Below are 20,562 nucleotides of genomic sequence, written 5' to 3'. Positions count from 1 at the left end.
AACATCATACGAATGAACGCAAAGATAAGAATACTGGCTGTGTGCCTGTCTTTCGGTCTTGTGCTGGCTGCTCCGGCGCAGGACAAGAAGAACATGTTCAACCCTGTCAACACGTCGGTCACATCGCAGACCATCGCTCCTGACGCGCGTGCCGCCGGTATGGGTGACGCGGGTGTGGCGACCGACCCCGACGTGGTTTCGCAATACTGGAACCCGGCAAAATATCCCTTCACAATATCCAGGGCAGGTGTCGCCCTCAACTATACGCCATGGCTGCGGCAGCTTGTAAGCGACATGGACCTTGCCTATCTTGCAGGCTACTACCGCATAGGCGACTACTCGGCAGTGTCGGCTTCGCTGCGCTACTTCTCGCTCGGAGAGGTGTACACAGGCGGCGGCATGAGTGAGGACGCGGGCATGACCATCAACCCGTATGAGATGTCGCTCGACGTGGCTTACTCCATAATGCTCAGCGAGAAGTTCTCCATTGCGGCGGCAGTGAGATGGATTTACTCCGACCTTACCTACGACTACACTGAGGACACATCGCCCGGAAGCGCTTTCGCAGCCGACATCGCGGCATACTATCAGGACTATTTCACGATAGGCTCGCGCGAGTGTCAGATCGGTCTCGGACTGAACATATCGAACATCGGTAGCAAGATAACGTTCGGAGGCGACGACAACAGCGAGTTCATCCCTACCAACATGCGCCTCGGAGCCGCGCTCATGGTGCCGGTGGACGAGTATAACCGCTTCACCATCACGGCTGACGCCAACAAGCTTCTCGTGCCTACCTATCCCAAGCAGAACGACGGTGAGTCGACTGAAGACTATCAGGAGCGTGTCCAGCGCGACTATTACGACGTGAGCAGCATAGGTGGTATATTCAAGAGTTTCGGTGATGCGCCGGGCGGTTTTAAGGAAGAGCTGCAGGAGATATACTGGAGTGTGGGTGGCGAATACGTGTATCACGACCAGTTCGCCCTGCGTGCAGGCTATCACCATGAGGCTGAGAACAAGGGCAACCGTAAGTATTTCACGGTCGGCGCGGGCTTCAAGATGAGCGTGTTCTCGCTCGACGCCGCATATCTTATAGCCACGGCGAAGAGCAATCCGCTCGACCAGACACTGCGGTTCACGCTCAGCTTCGACATGGACGGAATAAAAGACCTGTTCAGAAGATGACGAGCGGGACGGCGGAAACATGCATTTTATATTAACGGAACAAGTATAAGGACATGAAAATACGTGTGGGATTCGGCTTCGATGTGCACAGGCTGGTAGCCGGACGCGACCTCTGGCTCGGAGGAATAAAGATAGACCACGGACTCGGACTGCTCGGACACAGCGACGCCGACGTGCTCATTCATGCCGTGTGCGACGCTTTGCTCGGTGCGGCAAACATGCGCGACATAGGCTATCACTTCCCCGACACGGCGGAGGAGACGCTCAACGTGGACAGCAAGATACTCCTGAAGAAGACCGTGGGGCTGATAGCTGAGAAAGGATACACGGTGGGCAACATCGACGCCACGGTGTGCGCGGAGCGTCCCAAGCTCAATCCTCACATTCCGGACATGTGCCGGTGTATGGCTGAGGTGATAGGCACGGACGTTGACAACGTGTCGGTGAAGGCGACAACAACCGAGCGTCTGGGCTTCACTGGGCGTGAGGAAGGCATCAGCGCATATGCCACGGTGCTCATATACGGCTGACATCAGGTGTCAGCCGTCATCGTTCAGGCAGTAAAATATTTTGACATCGCAAAAGCGCGGAATAGAGTACGGCGTGCCGCAAAATGGTCTGTCCGGAGCGTGTCGCGGTGTGTCGTAAGCGCGTCTTGGCACAGTCTCTATTCCGTTTCTTCCGTATTTTTCAACTGTAAAACACCTTTTTCACTCTTTTTCTGTCTCCTCTGTGCCGTGAGAAAGCCTTTCCCGTCATGCGGAAAAGCCCGTATCGCACGCCCATAAAGGCTCTTCCGCATGCCTGAAGAGCCTCTTCCGCAGCATGGTTGTCGCCATATGAAAACGCGTTTTTGCCTAATCCGCTGTGCGCCAGTGTTTTAATGATTGTCTCGAAAAATCGCGTTTTTCACGCCGGAAAGTTTTTCTCCGGCAAATAACTCATTCCTGTGGAGTTAACGGTGGATGGTTTTTCGTTGCCGTTCGTCATTTTGTTGTATTATCCAGAAGCGGTCATCATACCGCCAATGCCTGTTTTTGTATTAAAAGAACGCCTAAAAAGGCAAAAAATAGCAAAATAGAGCATTTGTTTTGAGTTTCAAGTGGTTGTGGCAGTCTTTGGCTTTAGTTGTCAGTGACAAGGAAATGAGGAAAAAGCAGATTAGAGAAGTAGAAACGCTTTCAAATCATTACCCAATGGAAACGCCCTAATAAGCATTTTTAACGGTAGCGGTTCATATTTCCCCATTCTGCGTAGGTTTTGGCTTTGCCATGCAACTCTCATAGTTTAATTTTGCACCGAACAAAAAAGTAAGAATTATGAGATGCACTTTCAAGACAGTCTTCTATGTAAATGGAAGCAAGGAGAGAAACGGAATTGTCCCTATCATGGGACGAGTGACAATCAACGGAACTATCGCACAGTTCAGTTGCAAGCAGAGCGTTACCAAGGCTATTTGGGATGCCAAGGGCAACAGAGCCACAGGCAAGAGTAAGGAAGCCAAGGAGGTGAACTTTGCGCTTGACAACATCAAGGCTCAAATCACCAAGCATTACCAACGACTTTCCGACCGTGAGGCGTTCGTTACCGCTGAAATGGTGAGAAACGCCTACCAAGGCATAGGCACGGAATACGAGACATTGCTCAGAGCCTTTGACAAGGAGAACGCAGCTTTTGCCAAGCGTGTGGGCAAGGATAGAGCCAAGAACACCTACCGCAAGTATCTGACGGTAAGAAAGTATGTTGCCGATTTCATCAAGTATCAGTACAAGCGCAGCGATATGTCCATGAACGAGCTTACTGAGGAATTCATCCGTGACTATTGCCTGTATCTGAAGAATGTCGTCGGACTTGCGCAGTCCTCCATTTGGATTTACTCCATACCACTGAAGCATATTGTAACGGCAGCTCACTACAACGGCAAGATACCGAGAAATCCATTTGCCATGTACCACGTTGACCCAGACCACAAGGAACGTGAGTTCTTGACATTGGACGAGCTTACCGCCATGACACAGATAAAGTTGGAAGACCCGAACATGGCATTTGCGAGAGACCTTTTTATCTTTGGCTGTTGGACAGGTATATCTTTCATCGACATCAAAAACTTGACGGAAGATAACATCAGCATGATAAACGGTGCTCCTTGGATTGTTTCCAAGCGTCAGAAGACAGGTGTTCCGTTCCAAATCAAGTTGATGGACATTCCCATGCAGATTATTGGGAGATACAAGGCTTTCAGAAAAGGAAGTCACTTGTTCAATATCGGCAACCTTGACAGCATCAACAAGCGCATAAAGAAAGTTGCTGCAATGTGTGGCATCAAGAAGCGTGTCTCGTTTCATGTCTCACGTCATAGTTGGGCTGTTTTAGCCTTGGAGTACGGAATGCCGATAGAGAGCGTGAGCAAGATTCTTGGTCACACGAATATCACCACGACACAGATATATGCCAAGGTGACAAGCACCAAGCTTGACCATGACATATCTGTCTTTGAAAGTCGAATCAAGGGGCATTTGCCTGCAATGGGAGGGATGGCATGAAAAGGACTGTAATCACCGTGGACGGAAATGGAAGGCTTTCCATTCCGTCCAACCTAGAGGACTTGTGGATGAGTGAAAATGAGTTGGTAGATATGCTTTATGTCACAACCCCGAAGCTCAAAGCCGTGATAAGAGCCATATATAAAGAAGGTATGTTGTTGATGTCGGAAGTCCAAAAGAGGCAAAAACTTTCCAAAGATGTTTGGCAAACGCTGTATGGATTCCCTATGGTTGTTGCCATTTGCTTCCGTCTAACCTCCAATGGTGCAGCGCAACTTCGTGATGCTATCTTCAAGAGGTTGTACGGAGCAAAAGAGAAAACAGCCATTGTCCTGCAAATCTACGGAGGGACAAATGTCTTCAGCTAAGAATGGTCGCATTTTTGACGCTTCGATTATTCACTGTCGTATTGACTTGTTGGCTTACTGATTCACTGTCGTATCAAGCATTTCTGTGAAGAATGCAGAGCTGCCGATGTCAAACGTTTTACATGCTTATCGTATGACATATAAAACGTATGACATGCAGGAATACATTTTTGTTCATCCCGAGGAAAGGTTCGCAAGGAAACCTCTCTTCGGGATTTTTTGTTTCATCTTATCCCGATTGGCAACATCAAGCACCTTGATTTCCAATCTTTTAACATTGTCGGTGCAAACTTCTCCATTCTGCGCAAGTTTGTGTTTTGCATTTTGATTTTCCGCCCTTACCTTTGCAACTTTAATTTTATCAACTCACAAAAGTTAGATTATGAGCAAGACAAACGACAACAATCAGCCTGTGGTTGTGGAAAGAAAACAACCACAGGCAGCATCTCCGACAAACGAGGTGTTCATCCGTGTTGGCACTACCTTGTACAAGGTGGTTGACCAACCTACCATCACAGGAGGAAAGGTAAGAAAGCGCATCCCTTGGAACATGGAGACCTTGCGTCAGGACTACGGCAAGGAGTTCATCAAGTACGTTCACAAGTATGACGGCTTCTGTACTGTTCCCGAACATGTGAACCACCGCACGGTGATAGACGGTTTCCTGAACCTATACGAGCCGATAGGACATAAGCCGATGCAAGGGGACTTCCCTAATATCAAGAAGTTGGTTAGTCACATCTTCGGTGAGCAATATGACCTTGGCATGGACTACCTGCAACTGCTCTATCTCAGACCTGTGCAGAAGTTGCCCATTCTGCTGCTCGTATCAGAGGAGAGGAACACAGGCAAGACCACGTTCTTGAACTTTCTGAAAGCGTTGTTCCAAGACAACGTGACATTCAACACCAACGAGGACTTCCGCAGTCAGTTCAATTCCGATTGGGCTGGCAAGCTGCTGATTGTCGTGGACGAGGTGTTGCTCAGTCGTAGGGAGGATTCCGAGCGGTTGAAGAACCTCAGCACCACCCTCTCGTACAAGGTGGAAGCCAAGGGCAAGGACAGGAACGAGATTTCCTTCTTTGCCAAGTTCGTGCTGTGCTCCAACAACGAATCACTCCCTGTCATCATTGACGAGGGCGAGACCCGATATTGGGTGAGGAAGATTTCATCGTTGCAATCTGACGATACCGGCTTCTTGGAGAAACTGAAGGCGGAGATACCCGCTTTTCTGTTCCATCTGCAAGGCAGAACGCTATCCACAGAGCACAAGAGCCGAATGTGGTTCGCCCCCGAACAGATAGCGACCGATGCTCTGAGGAGAATCATACGCTGCAACCGTAACAGACTTGAGGTGGAAATGTCGGAGCTGTTCCTTGAGGTCATGGAGAACACCCAAACCGACAGTTTGCAATTCTGCCTCAATGACGCAATCGCCTTGTTGCAATGCAACCACGTGAAAGCGGAGAAGTACCTTGTGCGAAAGATAGTGCAGGACTGTTGGAAGCTGCAACCTTCAGAGAACGCCCTCACCTACACCTCATACGAGTACAACTACAATAGCAGCGGTCACTACTCGCCAACAAAACGTGTGGGCAGGTTCTACACTGTAACGAGGGACAAGCTAAATAGCATATAATTTTGTTGAATTGTTGAATATGATGAAAGAAGTATTGAATATCAAGTATTTAAGGCTCAACATTTTCTCAACAAATCTCTCAACAAAAGAAAGAGACTGTTGAAAAGAGAAAACATGACGGCTCATGCCTTTCTTTCTCTTTTGCCCAGTGATTTTGTTGAAAAGAACCATTTGTTGAGAGTTTTTTGAGAAGATAAGTATTTGACTATCATACCAATACATACGATTCTCAACAATTCATCAGAAATACATACACCACTTAATCCACAGTAAGACATGAACATTCAAGAAGCAAAGCAAATCAAGATTGCAGACTATCTGCAAAGTTTGGGACACCGCCCTGTCAAGCAGCAGGGCGCAAACCTTTGGTACAAGTCACCGCTGAGAAACGAGAGCGAGGCATCTTTCAAGGTGAACACCACGATGAACAGTTGGTTCGATTTCGGCATGGGCAAGGGCGGCAACATCATCACCCTTGTGTCCTATCTTTACGCATCCGACAACCTGCCTTATCTTTTGGACAAGATGGAGAAGCAAACTCCCCATGTTCGTCCGACCGACTTTTCTTTTACTCAGCAAGCTACCGAGCCGAGTTTTGAGCGATTGGAAGTGAGGGAACTTAACCATCCTGCACTCCTGCGCTATCTGAGCGAGCGAAAGATTAATCTGCACATTGCCCAAAAGGAATGTGCGGAACTCCACTTCTCGCATAACTATAAAAACTACTTTGCCATCGGCTTCAAGAACAAGTCGGGTGGCTATGAGGTGCGTAACCGATTCTTCAAGGGGTGCATGTCACCCAAAGATATCACTCATATCCGACATCAAGGCGAGCCAAGATACGCTTGCTATGTTTTCGAGGGCATGATGGATTATCTTTCTTTTCTCTCGTTACGCTTGGAGAAGTTTCCTGCTTGTCCGTCATTGGACGCACAGGACTATGTGATACTCAACTCCACAAGCAACGTGGACAAGGCTATTGATGCACTCCATGGCTACGAACGCATCAGTTGTCTGCTCGACAACGATGACGCAGGGCGTAAGGCTACACTTGCCATCGAGACTGCTCTCGGCTACCATGTGAGGGACGCATCCCACTTGTACAGTGAATACAACGACTTGAACGACTATCTGTGCGGAGTGAAATCCAAACAGTCAGTACACCAAGTACAGCCTGTTAAGCAGACTGTTCCACCTCGCAGGAAAGGCGCAGCCTTGGGCATGTAGGCGGTTCCTGCTCCAATGGCTATTCTGAACGGAAAAGCCATAGCTCAATAGGGCGTTTTCTTGACGCAGTGGCACACCACCGCTAAAAACACCCATTGAGCAAAAGGGGCACCCCCTTTTGAAACCCCGTGAGTCATGCGCAGGGCGCAATGCGGCAAGCGGAATTGTATAACTCAAAAACAAGTTTATTATGGGACATTTCAGTTTGGATTTCAAGAAGGCGAAGGGCAGCTCGGACGCAAGGGAATCAGACCACATCGAGCGCAAGGTGATACCCGACAACGCCGACCCGACAAGAACACACCTCAACCGTGAGCTTGTCAAGATGCCGAGCGGTGTGTATGGTCGTGACGAAGCCATCGCCCACCGCATCAAGACGGCAGGCGTCAAGCGCAAGATAACCAATGACCAGGTGAGGGTGATTAGAACCGTGCTGTCTGGAACGCACGAGGACATGATGAACATCGCAGCCAATGGTCAGCTTGACGATTGGTGCAACGACAGCTTGAAGTGGTTGCAGGACACATTCGGCAAGGAGAATGTCGTGTCGGTGGTTCTCCACATGGATGAGCACACGCCGCACCTCCACGCCTCCATCGTTCCGATAGTGACAGGCGAGCGGAGAAAGGCGAAGAACAAGACAGCGGAAGAAGGCAAGCGGACATACCGCAAGAAAGCCAATGCCGTGAGGCTGTGTGCCGATGATGTGCTCAACCGTGACAAGATGGTTGGCTATCACGACAGTTATGCGGAAGCCATGGGCAAGTATGGCTTGAAGCGAGGTGTCCGTGGATCGGATGCGAGGCATACCACCACGGCACAGTATTACCGCAACATCAAGCGAGAGACGGAGAGACTTCAAAACTGCATGAAACTGTTGCAATCTGATGTGGAGGAAGCGGAGCGACTGCTAAAACAGACCAAGAGTGAAATCAACACAGAGAAACTACAGGCTGCCAAGACGGAAGCCAAGACCGCCCTTGTGTCGAAGATTGGTTCTCTTTTGGGCAGTGGAAAATTGAAAGAGGTGGAGCAACACAACCGAAAGTTGTGTGAGCTTGTGACAGACCGAGAGCAATACATTGACGAACTCCATGAGAAAATACAGCGAATGGAGGACAGCCACAGCCAACAACTCGGCGAGATGCAACAGATACACCAAGCAGAGGTCGTAGAATTGAAGAGCAAGCACGCAACAGAAGTTTCTTTGCTCAATGACATCGTCCGCAAAGCCAAGCATTGGTTCCCGATGTTGGAGGCACGTTTGCAAATGGAAAACCTGTGCAGGAAGATTGGCTTCACCGTTGAGCAAATCGGAGTGCTTCTTACAGGAAAGGCTTTGAACTTTAGCGGTTCGCTCTATTCTGAGGAACACAAAAGAAAGTTCAATGTGGAGAATACTGAAATCAAGGTGTTTTCTGATTCTACCAAGCCGAACCAACTGTTTTTGTATATCAATAGACAGCCTGTTATTGAATGGTTCAAAGTACAATGGAATAAACTAAGACCGTTTAAAAAACAAATGATAAAATATTAGAGAAAGTGAGTTTGCAACTCATAATCATATTACTTTCATGCTGCATAACTTAAAAAAGAGACGGAAAAATTCCGTCTCTTTTAATTATTTGATACGCCCTTCTTTTCTGAGAAGATTGATAAATTTATTCCAACCTTCAGAACGCTTATCTGCATTTTGTTTTGTCTTTTCTAAATTCCAATAATTCGGATAATTATCGTTGAGATAGTATTTGCCATCCTTGTCGCAGAATAAAACCAAATCATCGTATGCACGATTCACTACGGGATTGATATTAGCTGCTATAATGAACAGTGTCTCAGATGAACTTTTTACACTTATTGATGCATAGATTGGGATGGATTTTATTTTATCATATTCCTTAAATTTGATTTCTCTTGTTTTTGGATTGAACCATGTAATATCTAAATCAGTAAAGGCTATTGAATCTTTATCTTGCACAACACTACCTGTATTCACTTGGCATATACCAAATAGTTGTGGTGATGTTCCCGTAAGAAAAGCATCTGTATTAGAGTTGCATGAACTAAATACAACCAGTACTGTCAATAATATGATACCCAATAATTTCTTCATTGTTTTATCCTATATAAGTTTATCTATTAATTTCTTGACATATTCTTTCAAGAATGTTTCTGGCAAAGGGGCTATATATGCACCTTTTTCATCATATTGCTTTTCTTTCCATTCCTGCTTAACTTTCTCGATAATATCTGCGTATTCCGTGAATAACGTACAGAACATATTATATGAGATTTCTTTTGCCACAGTTTTCTCTTTATTCACAAAGTACAATTTTGCAAAAAATAGAAAGGCCTCTTTTTTGTTCTTGCTACAGTAATCCATGAAATCTTTTCCTTCTGGAATTTCGATGAGAGAACTCGGATTGCTAAGAAGCTGGTGTTCTGGTGTCGAAATGGCTTTTTCCCATGCATTATATAATGCCGAAATCTTTGTGTCAGCAAACGAACTTGAGGAACGTGTGGTGATTTGAGAAATTTTATTTTCTTGCTCTGGAGTAAGAGTAACTTCTTTAATAACGGTCAAACCTCTTTTAATAGATTCCTCAAATGTCAATTTGTTAGCAGTTGACAAGCCCCTTGTCGCCATTGTCGTTGGGTCATCAGAGACACTAGCATCACGATAATATGCAATGATTGAGCCATAAAGAGAGCCTGACAAGGCATCTCTTGGATGAAAAATACGTCTAGCTCCACCAGGTTTACTTTCCCAAGCATAGCCATGAGGTTGATTGTTTGCTGTTGCCCTACAAGAGAAATGCGTAACATCAGAAATTTTGTCACTAGTTGACCAAACTGCAATGACTCCATTACCAGAATGAGCACCGTCACGTGTATAAGCTATAGCACCAGCATATCGTTGAGGGGTATTGCCAAAATAAGCATCCCAACTATCCCATATATAAGGGGAACCATAATTTGGTCCAACAAGAGATGAAGAATACTTGTTCGCAGTTATACCGTTCCAAGTCCATCCGTAGGTTAAACCTCCAGCCCACGAGGCACAATTGTACACATAGGTGCCGCTTGCACTACTATATATGGCATCATTCGATTTTAAATTAGGAAAATCTTTAGAAAATCCATCACTATCTAATACCTGTTGACAAGAACCGTAAACATCACAATTGCCATAATATGCTCCGAAAGCACCGACACAGGTAACTAACATTCGATACCTGTCATTAGCCGAAGGCTTGGTCAAGCGGAGGCGAGCGTCATCAATCCACATTTGTTCCATTGGAGGAACATAGAAATAAGTTTCACCAAAGAATTTAACCTTTCTTGAACTCTTTTCTTCCAAATAAAAAGCTGGAATGCCAGAAGAATACGCTGTAAAATAATTTATTATACCAGTATTTGGAGAGTCCACATCAACAACATATCCTGCTACAGGAGTTTGAGAATTTAATATAGAACCATTCTGATAAACATTGATAAGTCCTTGCCTTCCTGTTGTTGTGGAAGCGTAAGAGCTGCTATAGGCACGAATAACCAAGTAGTAGTCTCCTGCAGGTAATGTTGCTGTTATCTGCGAATGGCGACCACGTCCAGAAGCATCATCATTGTAATATGAATAATTATGAGGGTCGTCTATCTTGTAGAGATACATCACAGGGTCAACAGAATAGAAATCATCCCCATCGATAGGTCCTGTCATAAATGTGTATGTTCCTTTGGTCAAAGATAACTTACGATGATAGGTATAGGTGATAGGCACACAGATTTTGTGTTGATAATTGCCATCAGGATTCTCTAATGTGCGAGGGGTTACTTGCCAGTTATACCCTTTTTCATAAGCAGAGCGAGTGATTGCTTTTTCTTCTGCCAACTTGCAAAGAAGGTTGTCAACCTTATCTTGATCTAACTTTTCATTGCCTAAATTCTTGGGAGCACTAATTTGCTTAATGAAGTCCTTATACATAGGGTCTTCTTTTAGTAATGCACTAGCTTCATCTTCAACCTGAATAGCATCGATTTCAGGATAATAAGGTGCATTGGCTGCAAAAGTTATTGTATTTTTCCCTGCAAATAGATGGATTTTACCACTATTTTTCAAAGAAACGAACTGCCATTCGTTGGAGGTGATGTCCAAATCATCAACGTACTCATTGTTTACCCAAACTTCTATCTTTTGAAGACTTTTCCCTTCATTGACACAAGCTGCCATAACATGAACGCCTAAGCACTTTTCTTGCTCAGACTCAGCATTTACCACGAAGCTACGAGTTAGCTTCTCGGCACCAATTCCAGTTCTTGTAGTAAGCAAAGATTGCTCGCCATCTTGACTTGAAAGATAAAAACTTTTACCCAAATAATCCGTAGTTGTAGCTTGTGTTTGGGTATCAATATTGCTACTAACGATAGACTTTTCTTCTTTCTGCTGATACGAAGCTAAGTCCAATTCAGAGTTACAGCCAACAAGAAGACTTGTGACAGCGATGGTCAAAATCGTTTTGCCATTGCAATGGAATACTTTTTTGTTCATGTTTGTAAAATTAAGGCCACTTAAAGTGGGGTGAATAAATAAAACATAAGTCTTGGTCAAACAGAATCTGACCTTGGTGACTCCAATTTACAATTCTAATTCATAAAAGCTACGAAAGAAACAAAATTTTAGTTGCCTCTATACGATAGCTTTTTACGCATTTCCATCGTAGCATAATTATTCTGAGACAATGCAAGTCTCATGCACCATGCTTTTTTTAAATTTATTTTCGCTGCAAATATAATGCAAAAAAACAAATAAGCAAAAGATTTGCTAATATTTGTTGTTGCTTTTAATGTTTTTTATAACAATCTTGGCATGTAAATTCCTTCTTTTTTGTATTTTTGCAGCCAAGAAGAGTTGTTTGACAGCAACTGTACGCAGATTGCAGAAATTAGGAATGTTGCTAAATCATTACCTCCATTGAGGTGAAACCGTTATAAATCGCTCATTTTAAGCTATTCGGCAGATTTTAGCGTGTTTTTCACTTAAAAAACTGCGCTTTTTCGCTCTTCAGCACAACTGTCGTTGTATTGCTTCGCGTTTGTTCCTGATTCAGCCCGCCGCATTTCCTATAAGACAGGAAACCCGTGAGTATGACGGTGGAACGGAGTGTGGATGGTATATAATGTAAATGTCTTTATCGCACCGGTGGAATGTCCGGCTTGCGTACGTGATTCTACGAGGTTCACGTTGTGCCGTTGAAGCGGTCGGTTTTGTAACCGTCTAAAATAGAAAAATGCCACTACTTTCAACAAGCAGTGACATATTCCTATGTTTAACTAAAAAAATTTTCGAAACAAATGCGAACCTCACGGCCCAGCATTGTTACCTGTTAAACAATCGTTTTGATTTACCTTAAACCTAATAACTAAAAACCTAAATCTATTACTACTAACCTAAACAATCTATTAACCTTTTGACGTTGCAAAGATACAAAGGCTTTTTGATACCTGCAAACAATAAAACATATAATATGATATTTTTAATTCTTTTTTGACATATGTCAATAATCTGTGTACGCGCACAACGTTCATAATGTGCGGAAATGTCGTCCGTGGGTTTGGATAATGGCATGATTTGTCATCCATAGGTAGCATTATGACATTCTGAAGGGTTGCCTGGAGGGGGTTTATGCGATATTTCCGCATATTTGGGAATATTTTATAGCGCTTCTCATATATTCTTCTGATTTTAAGGATGTTAACGTTTTATGAGATGCCATTGTCGCCATGGTTTTGTCAGGGTAGCAATGCAGGGTGTCTGACACTGTGGGGCGGAGGAGCGGCGGGCGGTTTACTGATGTGTGTTTATCGGATAATGGGGGTGCGCGGCAGCCGTTTTTTTTATTTTCACGGGATTGTATTATTATATAATAAGGTGTGGGTTGAATAAAACATTTTTGTATCTTTGCATAAGATAGGCTGCACTCGGGAAAGTGAAAGCAAGCTTTCTTTCCGCTCGTTTGCACTATCTTTGCATAAGATAGGCTGCACTCGGGAATCTGAAAGCAAGCTTTCTTTCCGCTCGTTTGCACTATCTTTGCATAAGATAGGCTGCACTCGGGAATCTGAAAGCAAGCTTTCATTCCACTCGTTTGCGCTATCTTTGCATAAGATAGGCTGCACTCGGGAAAGCAATATGGTGTTTTCAGAAATCCCGTTTGAAGTCTTAAGTATGGAGAAAAAGTCGGACAGGCAAAATGAATGTACTGATTGTAAATACAAGCGAGCGTACCGGAGGAGCGGCGGTTGCCGCAGGAAGACTGCTGGAGGCGCTCATCAACAGCGGCGAGAAGGCAAAGATGCTTGTGCGTGACAAGCAGAGCGACAGCATCACCGTGGCGGAAGTGCCCGGCAGGATGCGCGCCCGCTGGAACTTTCTGTGGGAAAGATGGTGCATATACAATCATCTGCGGTTCTCAAAAAATCATCTTTTCGAGATAGACATCGCAAATTGCGGAACGGACATAACGTCGCTGCCGGAGTTCAAGTGGGCTGACGTGGTGCATCTCAACTGGATAAACCAGGGCATGCTGTCGTTGAGAAACATCAGAAAGATAGTGAAGAGCGGCAAGCCGGTGGTGTGGACCATGCACGACATGTGGCAAGCCACGGGCATCTGCCATTACTCGGAGGGATGCATGTCTTACAAGACCGGATGCGCCGGATGTCCGCTTCTGCCTGACGGCGGGTCCAGGTATGACCTCTCAAACAGGATATGGCGCAGGAAAAAAGCTCTTTATTCAGCAGGAAACATATGCTTTGTGGCTTGCAGCCGGTGGCTCGAGAGTCAGGCGCGGCAGAGTGCGCTGCTCAAGGGACAGCGCATAGTGAGCATCCCGAACGCCATCGACGGACGTGTGTTCTTCCGCCGGAGCGACAAGGCGGAATGCCGTAGGGAGACGGGACTGCCGGAGGACAAGAAGGTGATTCTCTTCGTGTCGCACCGCGTGACCGACCGCCGCAAGGGTATGGAGTATTTCATCGAGGCTGTGGACAGGCTCGTGGCAGACCATCCGGAGATGAAGGAGAGTACGGTGGTGGCTGTGCTCGGCGGCGAGTCGGAGTATATGGCGGGACGCCTCGCGCTCAAAACGTGCGCCTTGGGATATGTAAGCGACGAGAAGCGGATAGCCGTAATATACAACGCCGCCGACATATATGTGCTGCCGTCGGTTGAGGACAATCTGCCCAACACCATCATGGAGGCGATGGCATGCGGCGTGCCGTGTGTGGGATTCCGTACGGGTGGCATACCTGAAATGATAGATCACGGGAAGAACGGCTATGTGGCTGACTTCAGAAAGGCTGACGACCTTGCCGCAGGTATGCACCGGCTGTTGTGTGGTGACGACTATGAGGCTATGAGCAGAGCGGCTGTGTCGAAGGTCCATACGCACTATTCGCAGCAGAGCGTGGCAATGAGATACATTGAGGTTTACAACGAGACGGCTGCCATGAAGAAATATATAATCTGAGGAAATGGACTGTAGGAACATAAGATTTACGGTCGTCACATGTACGTATAATGCTGAGCGGACGGTGAAGACAACGCTCGACAGCGTGATGGGACAGACGTGGCGCAATGTGGAGCATATCATAATGGACGGCGGTTCCGCCGACGGCACGGTGGCGATAGCCGGGGCTTACAAGGCGGAGTCTGACGCCACGGACCGCGGTCATGAGGTTGTCATCGTGTCGGAGCCTGACAACGGGCTTTACGACGCTATGAACAAGGCGTTGGGAAGAGCCACCGGCGACTACGTGGTGTTCATGAATGCGGGCGACTCTTATCCTTCGCCGCATACTCTCAGCGATATTGCCGCATGCGTGGGGACGGACGGGGAACTGCCCGCCGCGCTGTATGGTGACACCGATCTTGTGGATATGGAGGGTCGGTTTGTGGCGCACAGGAGGCTGACACCGCCTGAGCGGCTCGACTGGAAGTCGTTCCGCCACGGCATGCTCGTCTGTCATCAGGCGTTCTACGCACGTGCGGACATAGCCCGTGCGGTGCCTTACGACCTGCGATACCGTTTCTCAGCCGACGTAGACTGGTGCATACGCATAATGAAAAGAGCCGCCCGTGAGCGGCTCGCACTGCGCAATGTCAACATGGTTGTGGTGAACTATCTTGCCGAAGGCATGACAACCGAGAACCACCGCGCCTCGTTGAAGGAACGCTTCCGTGTGATGTGCGTTCATTACGGAACGCTCCCCACCGTGGCGATGCATCTCTGGTTCGTTGTCAGAGCGTTGTTGCGCCGCTGACGGTACGGCTGTCTCTCACAGTCCTCCGTCTATTGTCCATGCGCCGCCCTTATTGTCGTTGCGTGCGGCGACGGTAAGTTTTTTCACCTTTCCGTCCTTGTATTTCAGTTCTACAGGTACGAACACTCCAGCGTAAGTACCTTCCTTGTATGCCTTTCCAACTGTTACGGTGGCGGCTCCACCGTACAGGCTGTCTATCATTCCGATGTCGTAGCAGAACAATACTTTCCTTACGCTCTGTGTCTTTCCTTCTGTCACAGCCTCGAACACCTTCTTTACGGCTTGCTCTGCCGTACTTCCGGCGAACATGCCATAGTCGGCTGTCACGTCAATCCATGTTCTGATATTGTCCGGTCGTTTCAGCATTGATGCCACGTCCACGCTTTTATTGTATTCTATAGAGGTGCTCTCTATCACCTTCACATATACGCCCATCACCTTCATCCATACGTTGTAGCTTTTCAGCATCTTCGTCTTGCTGTCGAATATGTACTCGGTCTTGCTGTCGGATTCGTCTATCGCCGAGTTCAGAGGTTTCCCGTCGCGCCCTTTTCCTATGGCGGGAGAGGTCGCGGTTATTGTTATTCCCTCGTCGCTTGTGTCGAGTGAGTATCTGCTTTGGGTGTTGCAGGTACGCATCAAGCCTTTTATTATGTTGATGTCTGCCGGTAACAGAGTGAGAAGACCTTCAGCGAAACCCTCGTAGTCGGCTCCGCTCTCATAACCCATTGTGCCGCCCTTGCCCCACATATACTGTCTGTTACCGTCGCAGACGATGGCGCGTCCGTTCTGTTTCTCTATCCTCCAGAGCATGGTGTTGTCCTTGTTGACAAATGTCAGTACCGTTTCCACGAATCCGCTCACAGGTGTCACGTACGCGAAGTTCTCGTTAGGAGAGGTGCGCACGTTCAGTTTCAGGCGTACAGACGACTGTTTCAGTGGTACGGCTTTACTGAAATATTCGGATGCCTGCGCACTTGTTATGGCTTTGGGCGCAGCGTTTGCCGTGCTGCTGTTAAGCAGTATGCCGCCTATTGCCGCTGCTCCTGTCAGAAGAACGAGCACCGATGCGGCGATGGCAGCGTAGCGTCTGAACACAGGCATTGTCTTTCTGCGCTGTCTGTCGGTCTTTATTGCTCCGGTGGTTATCATTCTCAGTTTCTCTTTCAGAGCGTCCGACGCCTTCACGTCGCATGTCGGACGTATCATGCTTATGGCTTTCTCGGTCTGTTCCAGAAATTCTCCGCATTCTTTACAAGCCTTTGCGTGATTTTCCATCTCACGTGTCAGGTCCTGGTCTGTGCTTCCTTCTATGAAGTCGTACACATTTTTTCTAAAACTGTTACAATCCATATCAATTGTTTTTTCGGGTGTTTATTCTTTTCTTTATATTCTCAATTCCGTATTTGAATCTTGATTTCACCGTTGTGACGGGCGTTTCGGTGATATCCGCAATTTCGGTGAATTTCAGCCGGTCTATTATGTGCATGCGTATTGTTTCTGCCTGTTCGTACGGTATTTCGCCCAGAACTCTTTCGATGCGCGTATATTCCTCCACCGCCGAACGCTCGTTGCCATCGTTGTCCTCGACCGTTTCTGCCATGCGGAAGGTAAGAGGTTCTGTTGTGGTGTTGTGCTTGCGTACCGCGTCACAGCATCTGTTTGACAGAGCCTTGAATACATAACTTTTCAGTTTCTCCGGCTCTGTCGGTCTGTTGCCCTGCCTGCATACGCTCAGCAGGGTATCTTGTACGATGTCCTCGGCAGTGCTTCTGTCGCCTGTACGGAAGAATGCGAACCTGAACATATTGTCTGTCTGTTCCCTTACGAACAGCTCCAGCGCGTCTCCGGATAATCTTTTTCGTAGTGTTCCCAACATTTTTTTCTCGTTTTAGGATGTTCGTATAGCTGTGCAGCCTGACTGTTGATGTCGTTGCTGTTCCTATATATAAAGACGTGATAAATACGAAAACGACGTGTTTTTCATGACATTTTTTTGTCGTTTATTGAATTTTACGTGATTCATCGGGCTTTATAATGTAATCCCGGCATACGGTTGTGGAAGCACAGTTGTCTGCTTTAATATGTGTTTAATTGCTTTCATGTTCCTGGCGGTACGTATGCATGGACAAGCGGATAAGCGGTCAATACAGGCTCGCTCATCTGTTCCACGCCCGTGACGATGCCTTTTTCCGTCATCAGATAAGCTCTCTCGTTAATGTGGCGGTTGTGATTCAACGGTCTGTTTTAATAAAAAACCGGACAAGCGAGAGCAACATGAGTTCACACTTTCATTGCCTGGAGAAACCGGTTTTATAATAAAAGCCGGAAAGCGGACGGCTTTCCGGCTTGCAGACGGCACTAATCCTGAGATGCCATACTGCCTGAGTGTATTATCATAAGCTTATCTCACGACAATCTTTTTACCTCCTATAACGTATATTCCTTTGGCAAGTCCTTCGGTGGAAGTGCCGTCAGCAACTTTCTGTCCGTTGAGGTTGAACACGCCGTCGGCTTTTTCCGAAGCGTCATCTGTAACGGAACTGAGGTCCTCTATGCCGGTCGTTTCTCCGTCACCGAAGTCGAATGTCAGTTTGTTATTGTTCTCCTGATTCAGCTCCTCGAGCGTCCACATTGTTCCGGTGAGGCTCTTCCAGCTCTGGTTACCGAGGAAATACATGTTCCCTCTTGACACAACGTAGGCGTTGCTTACCGATGCCGGCTTGTAGAAGTAGCCCGTGAACTTCACGTCACCGCTTCCGTCAGGACTGTAGTATATCTTTGTCACGGTGCCGTTCTCGTATGTTCCCGCATTGTTTGCGGTGATAAGGCCTTCCAGCGTCGATGTGCGTGTCACACCGTTGAACTGGTATACCGGACCGTAGTAGGTGATGTCGCCCTGTATGAAAGGATCTGTGCTGAATATACTGAACTCATGTTTGTCCACGCCTTCCACTGCTTGGGTCGGGTCGGAGCCCGTGAAGCGTGCTATCTGTGGCGCCTCCGGTACTTTTATGACGTAGCATTTGCCGGCGTAGATTGCCGTTTCGTCAGCCCTTGACAGGTCTACTGTCTTGAAGCGCATCTCATGTCCGTCTTCCGCAAGACCCACAAGCTCGCTCAGCCGGGTGCCTTTTCCGAATGTGTTCCATACCTGTGTGCAGGTCAGGTTCACCGGTGATACGAGGGCTTCCCACTTAGGTTCGTATGTTTCGGCGTTGTCTTTGGTTATTCCGAAGTCACGTGAGAGGTTGAAGACACGCGGATATCCGTATTGCAGATTGTCTATTCCGTAGAGGTTGTCGGGTGATATTGTGGTACTGTTTGTGCTATATGCGTCGAGTCCGAACTCGTTGTTACCCGTGTACCACACTCTTATGTTGTCGAAGTAAGCCCGTCCTGCATTTTCGGTCTTTGCCACACCGATGGCAAGACGTCCTCCTTCATTCACTCTCACGGCTATTGTGATGATGTGGTTTCTCATGTTCGGATTGTACATAGCGTCCTCACGGCTTATCGTACCGTTGTTTGTCGCGAGGAACTCACCTGCCGCCACGTTGCCGCGGAAGTACGCGTCGTTGCCGAGATAGGTCTTCTGGGCATTGTAGAAGTTTGTGGTGAAATCGTTCTGTTCAGCTTCATTGAGGAGCTGTATGAGCGCACCGTCCTGCTCGCCTGTCGAACCTGACGCGAAGAGATATGCTCCCGCCTCTGCCGAATTGGCTGCTGCCGTGACGTCGGCATCGTTTGACACGAATGCCTGAGCGGTGACAATGTATGTTCCTTCTTTAAGTCCTGTATACTGCTGACGCATGATTACGGGGTCGCGCATCTCTCCTGCGCTGAACGAACCGTAGTTTTCCGCATAGCTATCTCCGTTCCCTCCGGCGTACTCAACGTTAGGTGCCATTCCACGATAAGCCCCGAGGCTGGAGATGCCAAGACCGTTCGGACCGCTTTTTGTCAGCTCGTCCTCGTACTTTTCTTGCTGGTTTTTGATTATGTCATACCATGTCCAGGAGTACGCTCCGTCCATGTAGCGTATGAAACGGGTATTGTTGAACAGTCCGCTCACCTCAATATTGGTCTGTCCTGTCACACCTGTTATAACCTCTCTGAACTCATTCCGTTCTATAAGAAGCCATTTGCCGTTGTTGGAAGGACGGTTTTCAGATACATACAGAGAGCCGTTGTCCCTGAGCTGAAGATAGTGAGGGGAGGATGATAGTCCTCCGTCCTGAACGGTGAAGTAAATGTCATACCCGTTGGCGGCTCCAGCAATGGTCCAGCGAGAGTATGTGTTGTTGTCATTGTCCATATAGGCGTCAGTATTGTTATTGCCCCCTATTATAGGTGTATCATCTCCATTATAACAGCCAAGGAAGTTCTGTCTGTCCGCATTAGGATTGGATAGTGTTGTACGGAACATGTATTGATCCTCTCTCTCTGCTGCGAGTATCAGAGTCATACCGCGGTTTGTTGTGACAGCCTGTGTGCCGAACCTACCTCCGGCAGTGACAAAGCTGTATGTCGTATTGCCGTTTACGGTCTGCATGTAGCACAGATATATTCCGTTCGGAGCGTTAAGAGCCTTGTCCAAGGTAGACGCATGATCAACCCAAGGAATCTGCTGCTCCGTCTCATACTGTGCCGAAGCGGTTGTCGTAAAGCCGAATAAGGCGGTGGCGACGCTTGCTAAAAACATTGTAAACTTTTTCATATCCTCTTTCCTTTCTTGTTCTCTTTTAATCTTTTTTCCACTTTCCCGTCTTGCTTAATCCCATACGTTGTAGCCTTTCGATTCGCTTTCTTCACTGTTGTTAAAGTCAGGTCTCACCCACTGGTCGTCTTCCTCAGAAGGCAGACCGTTTATGATATAGCCTTCAGATGACGTTCCGTTGTTTGTAGACCACGTGTTGGCTAACAGGTGTCCTTCTGTTTCCACGTCCACAACTTCGGTAGACGGTGGCATGTAAATTGTTTTCTTTTTCATCTTAATTTGATTTTTAAATAAACTATTTTACTGTTTTTCTTATTCTATAGCTCGCTTCTTAGGTGTTTTGTGGGGTCAGTGGAAATTTAGTGGGGATAAGCATAAATCTTTGCAAGTCGATACAGAAAGAACTTTTCATCAACGATACCCCTTAGTGATGCTCTGAAGGCTTTGATTTTCGCATTAAAGGATTCAGCTGCAGCATTAGATGATCTATTTTTATAAAAGTTAAGAATATCATCGTAATGTTCATAGAATGTTGCAGCAATAACATTGAAAGAACGG

Annotated in this window: 17 protein-coding genes; 9 read left to right on the top strand and 8 right to left on the bottom strand. The window is 46.9% G+C overall.

What is annotated here, in order from left to right:
* Window positions 1-12 precede the first annotated feature (12 nt).
* The 7 genes from porV (at window position 13) to mobV (ending at window position 8,502) form a co-directional block, all read left to right on the top strand.
* Complete coding sequence (porV, locus tag BN4609_RS10425; protein ID WP_021992165.1) at window positions 13-1,188, top strand: type IX secretion system outer membrane channel protein PorV; 1,176 nt, start codon at window positions 13-15, stop codon at window positions 1,186-1,188.
* A gap of 53 nt (window positions 1,189-1,241) precedes the next feature.
* The gene (gene ispF / locus BN4609_RS10420; protein ID WP_021992166.1) at window positions 1,242-1,718 is read left to right on the top strand and encodes a 2-C-methyl-D-erythritol 2,4-cyclodiphosphate synthase; all 477 of its coding nucleotides are present in this window, start codon (window positions 1,242-1,244) and stop codon (window positions 1,716-1,718) included.
* A 789-nt stretch (window positions 1,719-2,507) separates the two neighbouring features.
* Entirely contained in the window at window positions 2,508-3,731 is a 1,224-nt protein-coding gene (locus BN4609_RS10415; RefSeq protein WP_084791539.1) for a site-specific integrase, read from the top strand.
* Window positions 3,728-4,099: a hypothetical protein gene (locus tag BN4609_RS10410; RefSeq protein WP_068856624.1), complete on the top strand. Its 372-nt coding sequence runs from the start codon at window positions 3,728-3,730 to the stop codon at window positions 4,097-4,099. The genes BN4609_RS10415 and BN4609_RS10410 overlap by 4 nt, the downstream gene beginning before the upstream one ends.
* A gap of 379 nt (window positions 4,100-4,478) precedes the next feature.
* Window positions 4,479-5,738 carry a primase-helicase family protein gene (locus BN4609_RS10405; RefSeq protein ID WP_371833706.1) on the top strand — a complete coding sequence of 420 codons (1,260 nt, stop codon included), beginning with the start codon at window positions 4,479-4,481 and terminating at the stop codon, window positions 5,736-5,738.
* Window positions 5,739-6,014: 276 nt separating this feature from the next.
* Window positions 6,015-6,965 (top strand): DUF8464 domain-containing protein, encoded by a 951-nt coding sequence (locus BN4609_RS10395; protein WP_068856622.1) that lies wholly within the window; start codon window positions 6,015-6,017, stop codon window positions 6,963-6,965.
* A 190-nt stretch (window positions 6,966-7,155) separates the two neighbouring features.
* Window positions 7,156-8,502: a MobV family relaxase gene (mobV, locus tag BN4609_RS10390; RefSeq protein ID WP_068856621.1), complete on the top strand. Its 1,347-nt coding sequence runs from the start codon at window positions 7,156-7,158 to the stop codon at window positions 8,500-8,502.
* An 84-nt stretch (window positions 8,503-8,586) separates the two neighbouring features.
* Here mobV and BN4609_RS10385 read toward each other — a convergent pair whose 3' ends face one another.
* Both BN4609_RS10385 and BN4609_RS10380 read right to left on the bottom strand, forming a co-directional pair.
* On the bottom strand, window positions 8,587-9,078 hold the full coding sequence (locus tag BN4609_RS10385; RefSeq protein WP_068856620.1) for a hypothetical protein: 492 nt from the start codon (window positions 9,076-9,078) through the stop codon (window positions 8,587-8,589).
* A gap of 9 nt (window positions 9,079-9,087) precedes the next feature.
* Window positions 9,088-11,511, bottom strand: a complete 2,424-nt coding sequence (locus BN4609_RS10380; RefSeq protein WP_068856619.1) for a DUF7689 domain-containing protein — start codon at window positions 11,509-11,511, stop codon at window positions 9,088-9,090.
* A 1,702-nt stretch (window positions 11,512-13,213) separates the two neighbouring features.
* Between BN4609_RS10380 and BN4609_RS10375 the strand changes: the two genes are divergently transcribed.
* On the top strand, window positions 13,214-14,491 hold the full coding sequence (locus tag BN4609_RS10375) for a glycosyltransferase family 4 protein (RefSeq protein ID WP_068856618.1): 1,278 nt from the start codon (window positions 13,214-13,216) through the stop codon (window positions 14,489-14,491).
* 4 nt (window positions 14,492-14,495) lie between these two features.
* The gene (locus BN4609_RS10370) at window positions 14,496-15,284 is read left to right on the top strand and encodes a glycosyltransferase family 2 protein (protein WP_068856617.1); all 789 of its coding nucleotides are present in this window, start codon (window positions 14,496-14,498) and stop codon (window positions 15,282-15,284) included.
* A gap of 15 nt (window positions 15,285-15,299) precedes the next feature.
* Here BN4609_RS10370 and BN4609_RS10365 read toward each other — a convergent pair whose 3' ends face one another.
* From BN4609_RS10365 to BN4609_RS10345, 6 genes are all read right to left on the bottom strand, one after another.
* Window positions 15,300-16,637 (bottom strand): anti-sigma factor family protein, encoded by a 1,338-nt coding sequence (locus BN4609_RS10365; RefSeq protein ID WP_068856616.1) that lies wholly within the window; start codon window positions 16,635-16,637, stop codon window positions 15,300-15,302.
* A gap of 1 nt (window position 16,638) precedes the next feature.
* Window positions 16,639-17,163: an RNA polymerase sigma factor gene (locus BN4609_RS10360; RefSeq protein WP_084791535.1), complete on the bottom strand. Its 525-nt coding sequence runs from the start codon at window positions 17,161-17,163 to the stop codon at window positions 16,639-16,641.
* Between the two features lie 221 nt (window positions 17,164-17,384).
* The gene (locus BN4609_RS16570; protein ID WP_164071646.1) at window positions 17,385-17,522 is read right to left on the bottom strand and encodes a hypothetical protein; all 138 of its coding nucleotides are present in this window, start codon (window positions 17,520-17,522) and stop codon (window positions 17,385-17,387) included.
* Window positions 17,523-17,688: 166 nt separating this feature from the next.
* Complete coding sequence (locus BN4609_RS10355) at window positions 17,689-20,004, bottom strand: hypothetical protein (RefSeq protein WP_068856614.1); 2,316 nt, start codon at window positions 20,002-20,004, stop codon at window positions 17,689-17,691.
* Between the two features lie 54 nt (window positions 20,005-20,058).
* Window positions 20,059-20,277 (bottom strand): hypothetical protein, encoded by a 219-nt coding sequence (locus BN4609_RS10350; protein ID WP_068856613.1) that lies wholly within the window; start codon window positions 20,275-20,277, stop codon window positions 20,059-20,061.
* 86 nt (window positions 20,278-20,363) lie between these two features.
* Window positions 20,364-20,562: transposase (locus BN4609_RS10345; protein ID WP_164071645.1), on the bottom strand; the 199-nt coding region annotated here is incomplete at its 5' end.

The sequence above is a fragment of the Leyella lascolaii genome (assembly GCF_900079775.1).
GTDB lineage: Bacteria > Bacteroidota > Bacteroidia > Bacteroidales > Bacteroidaceae > Prevotella > Prevotella lascolaii.
Note: the sequence above shows the minus strand (reverse complement) of the source record. Positions and strands in the feature narration are given on the sequence as shown.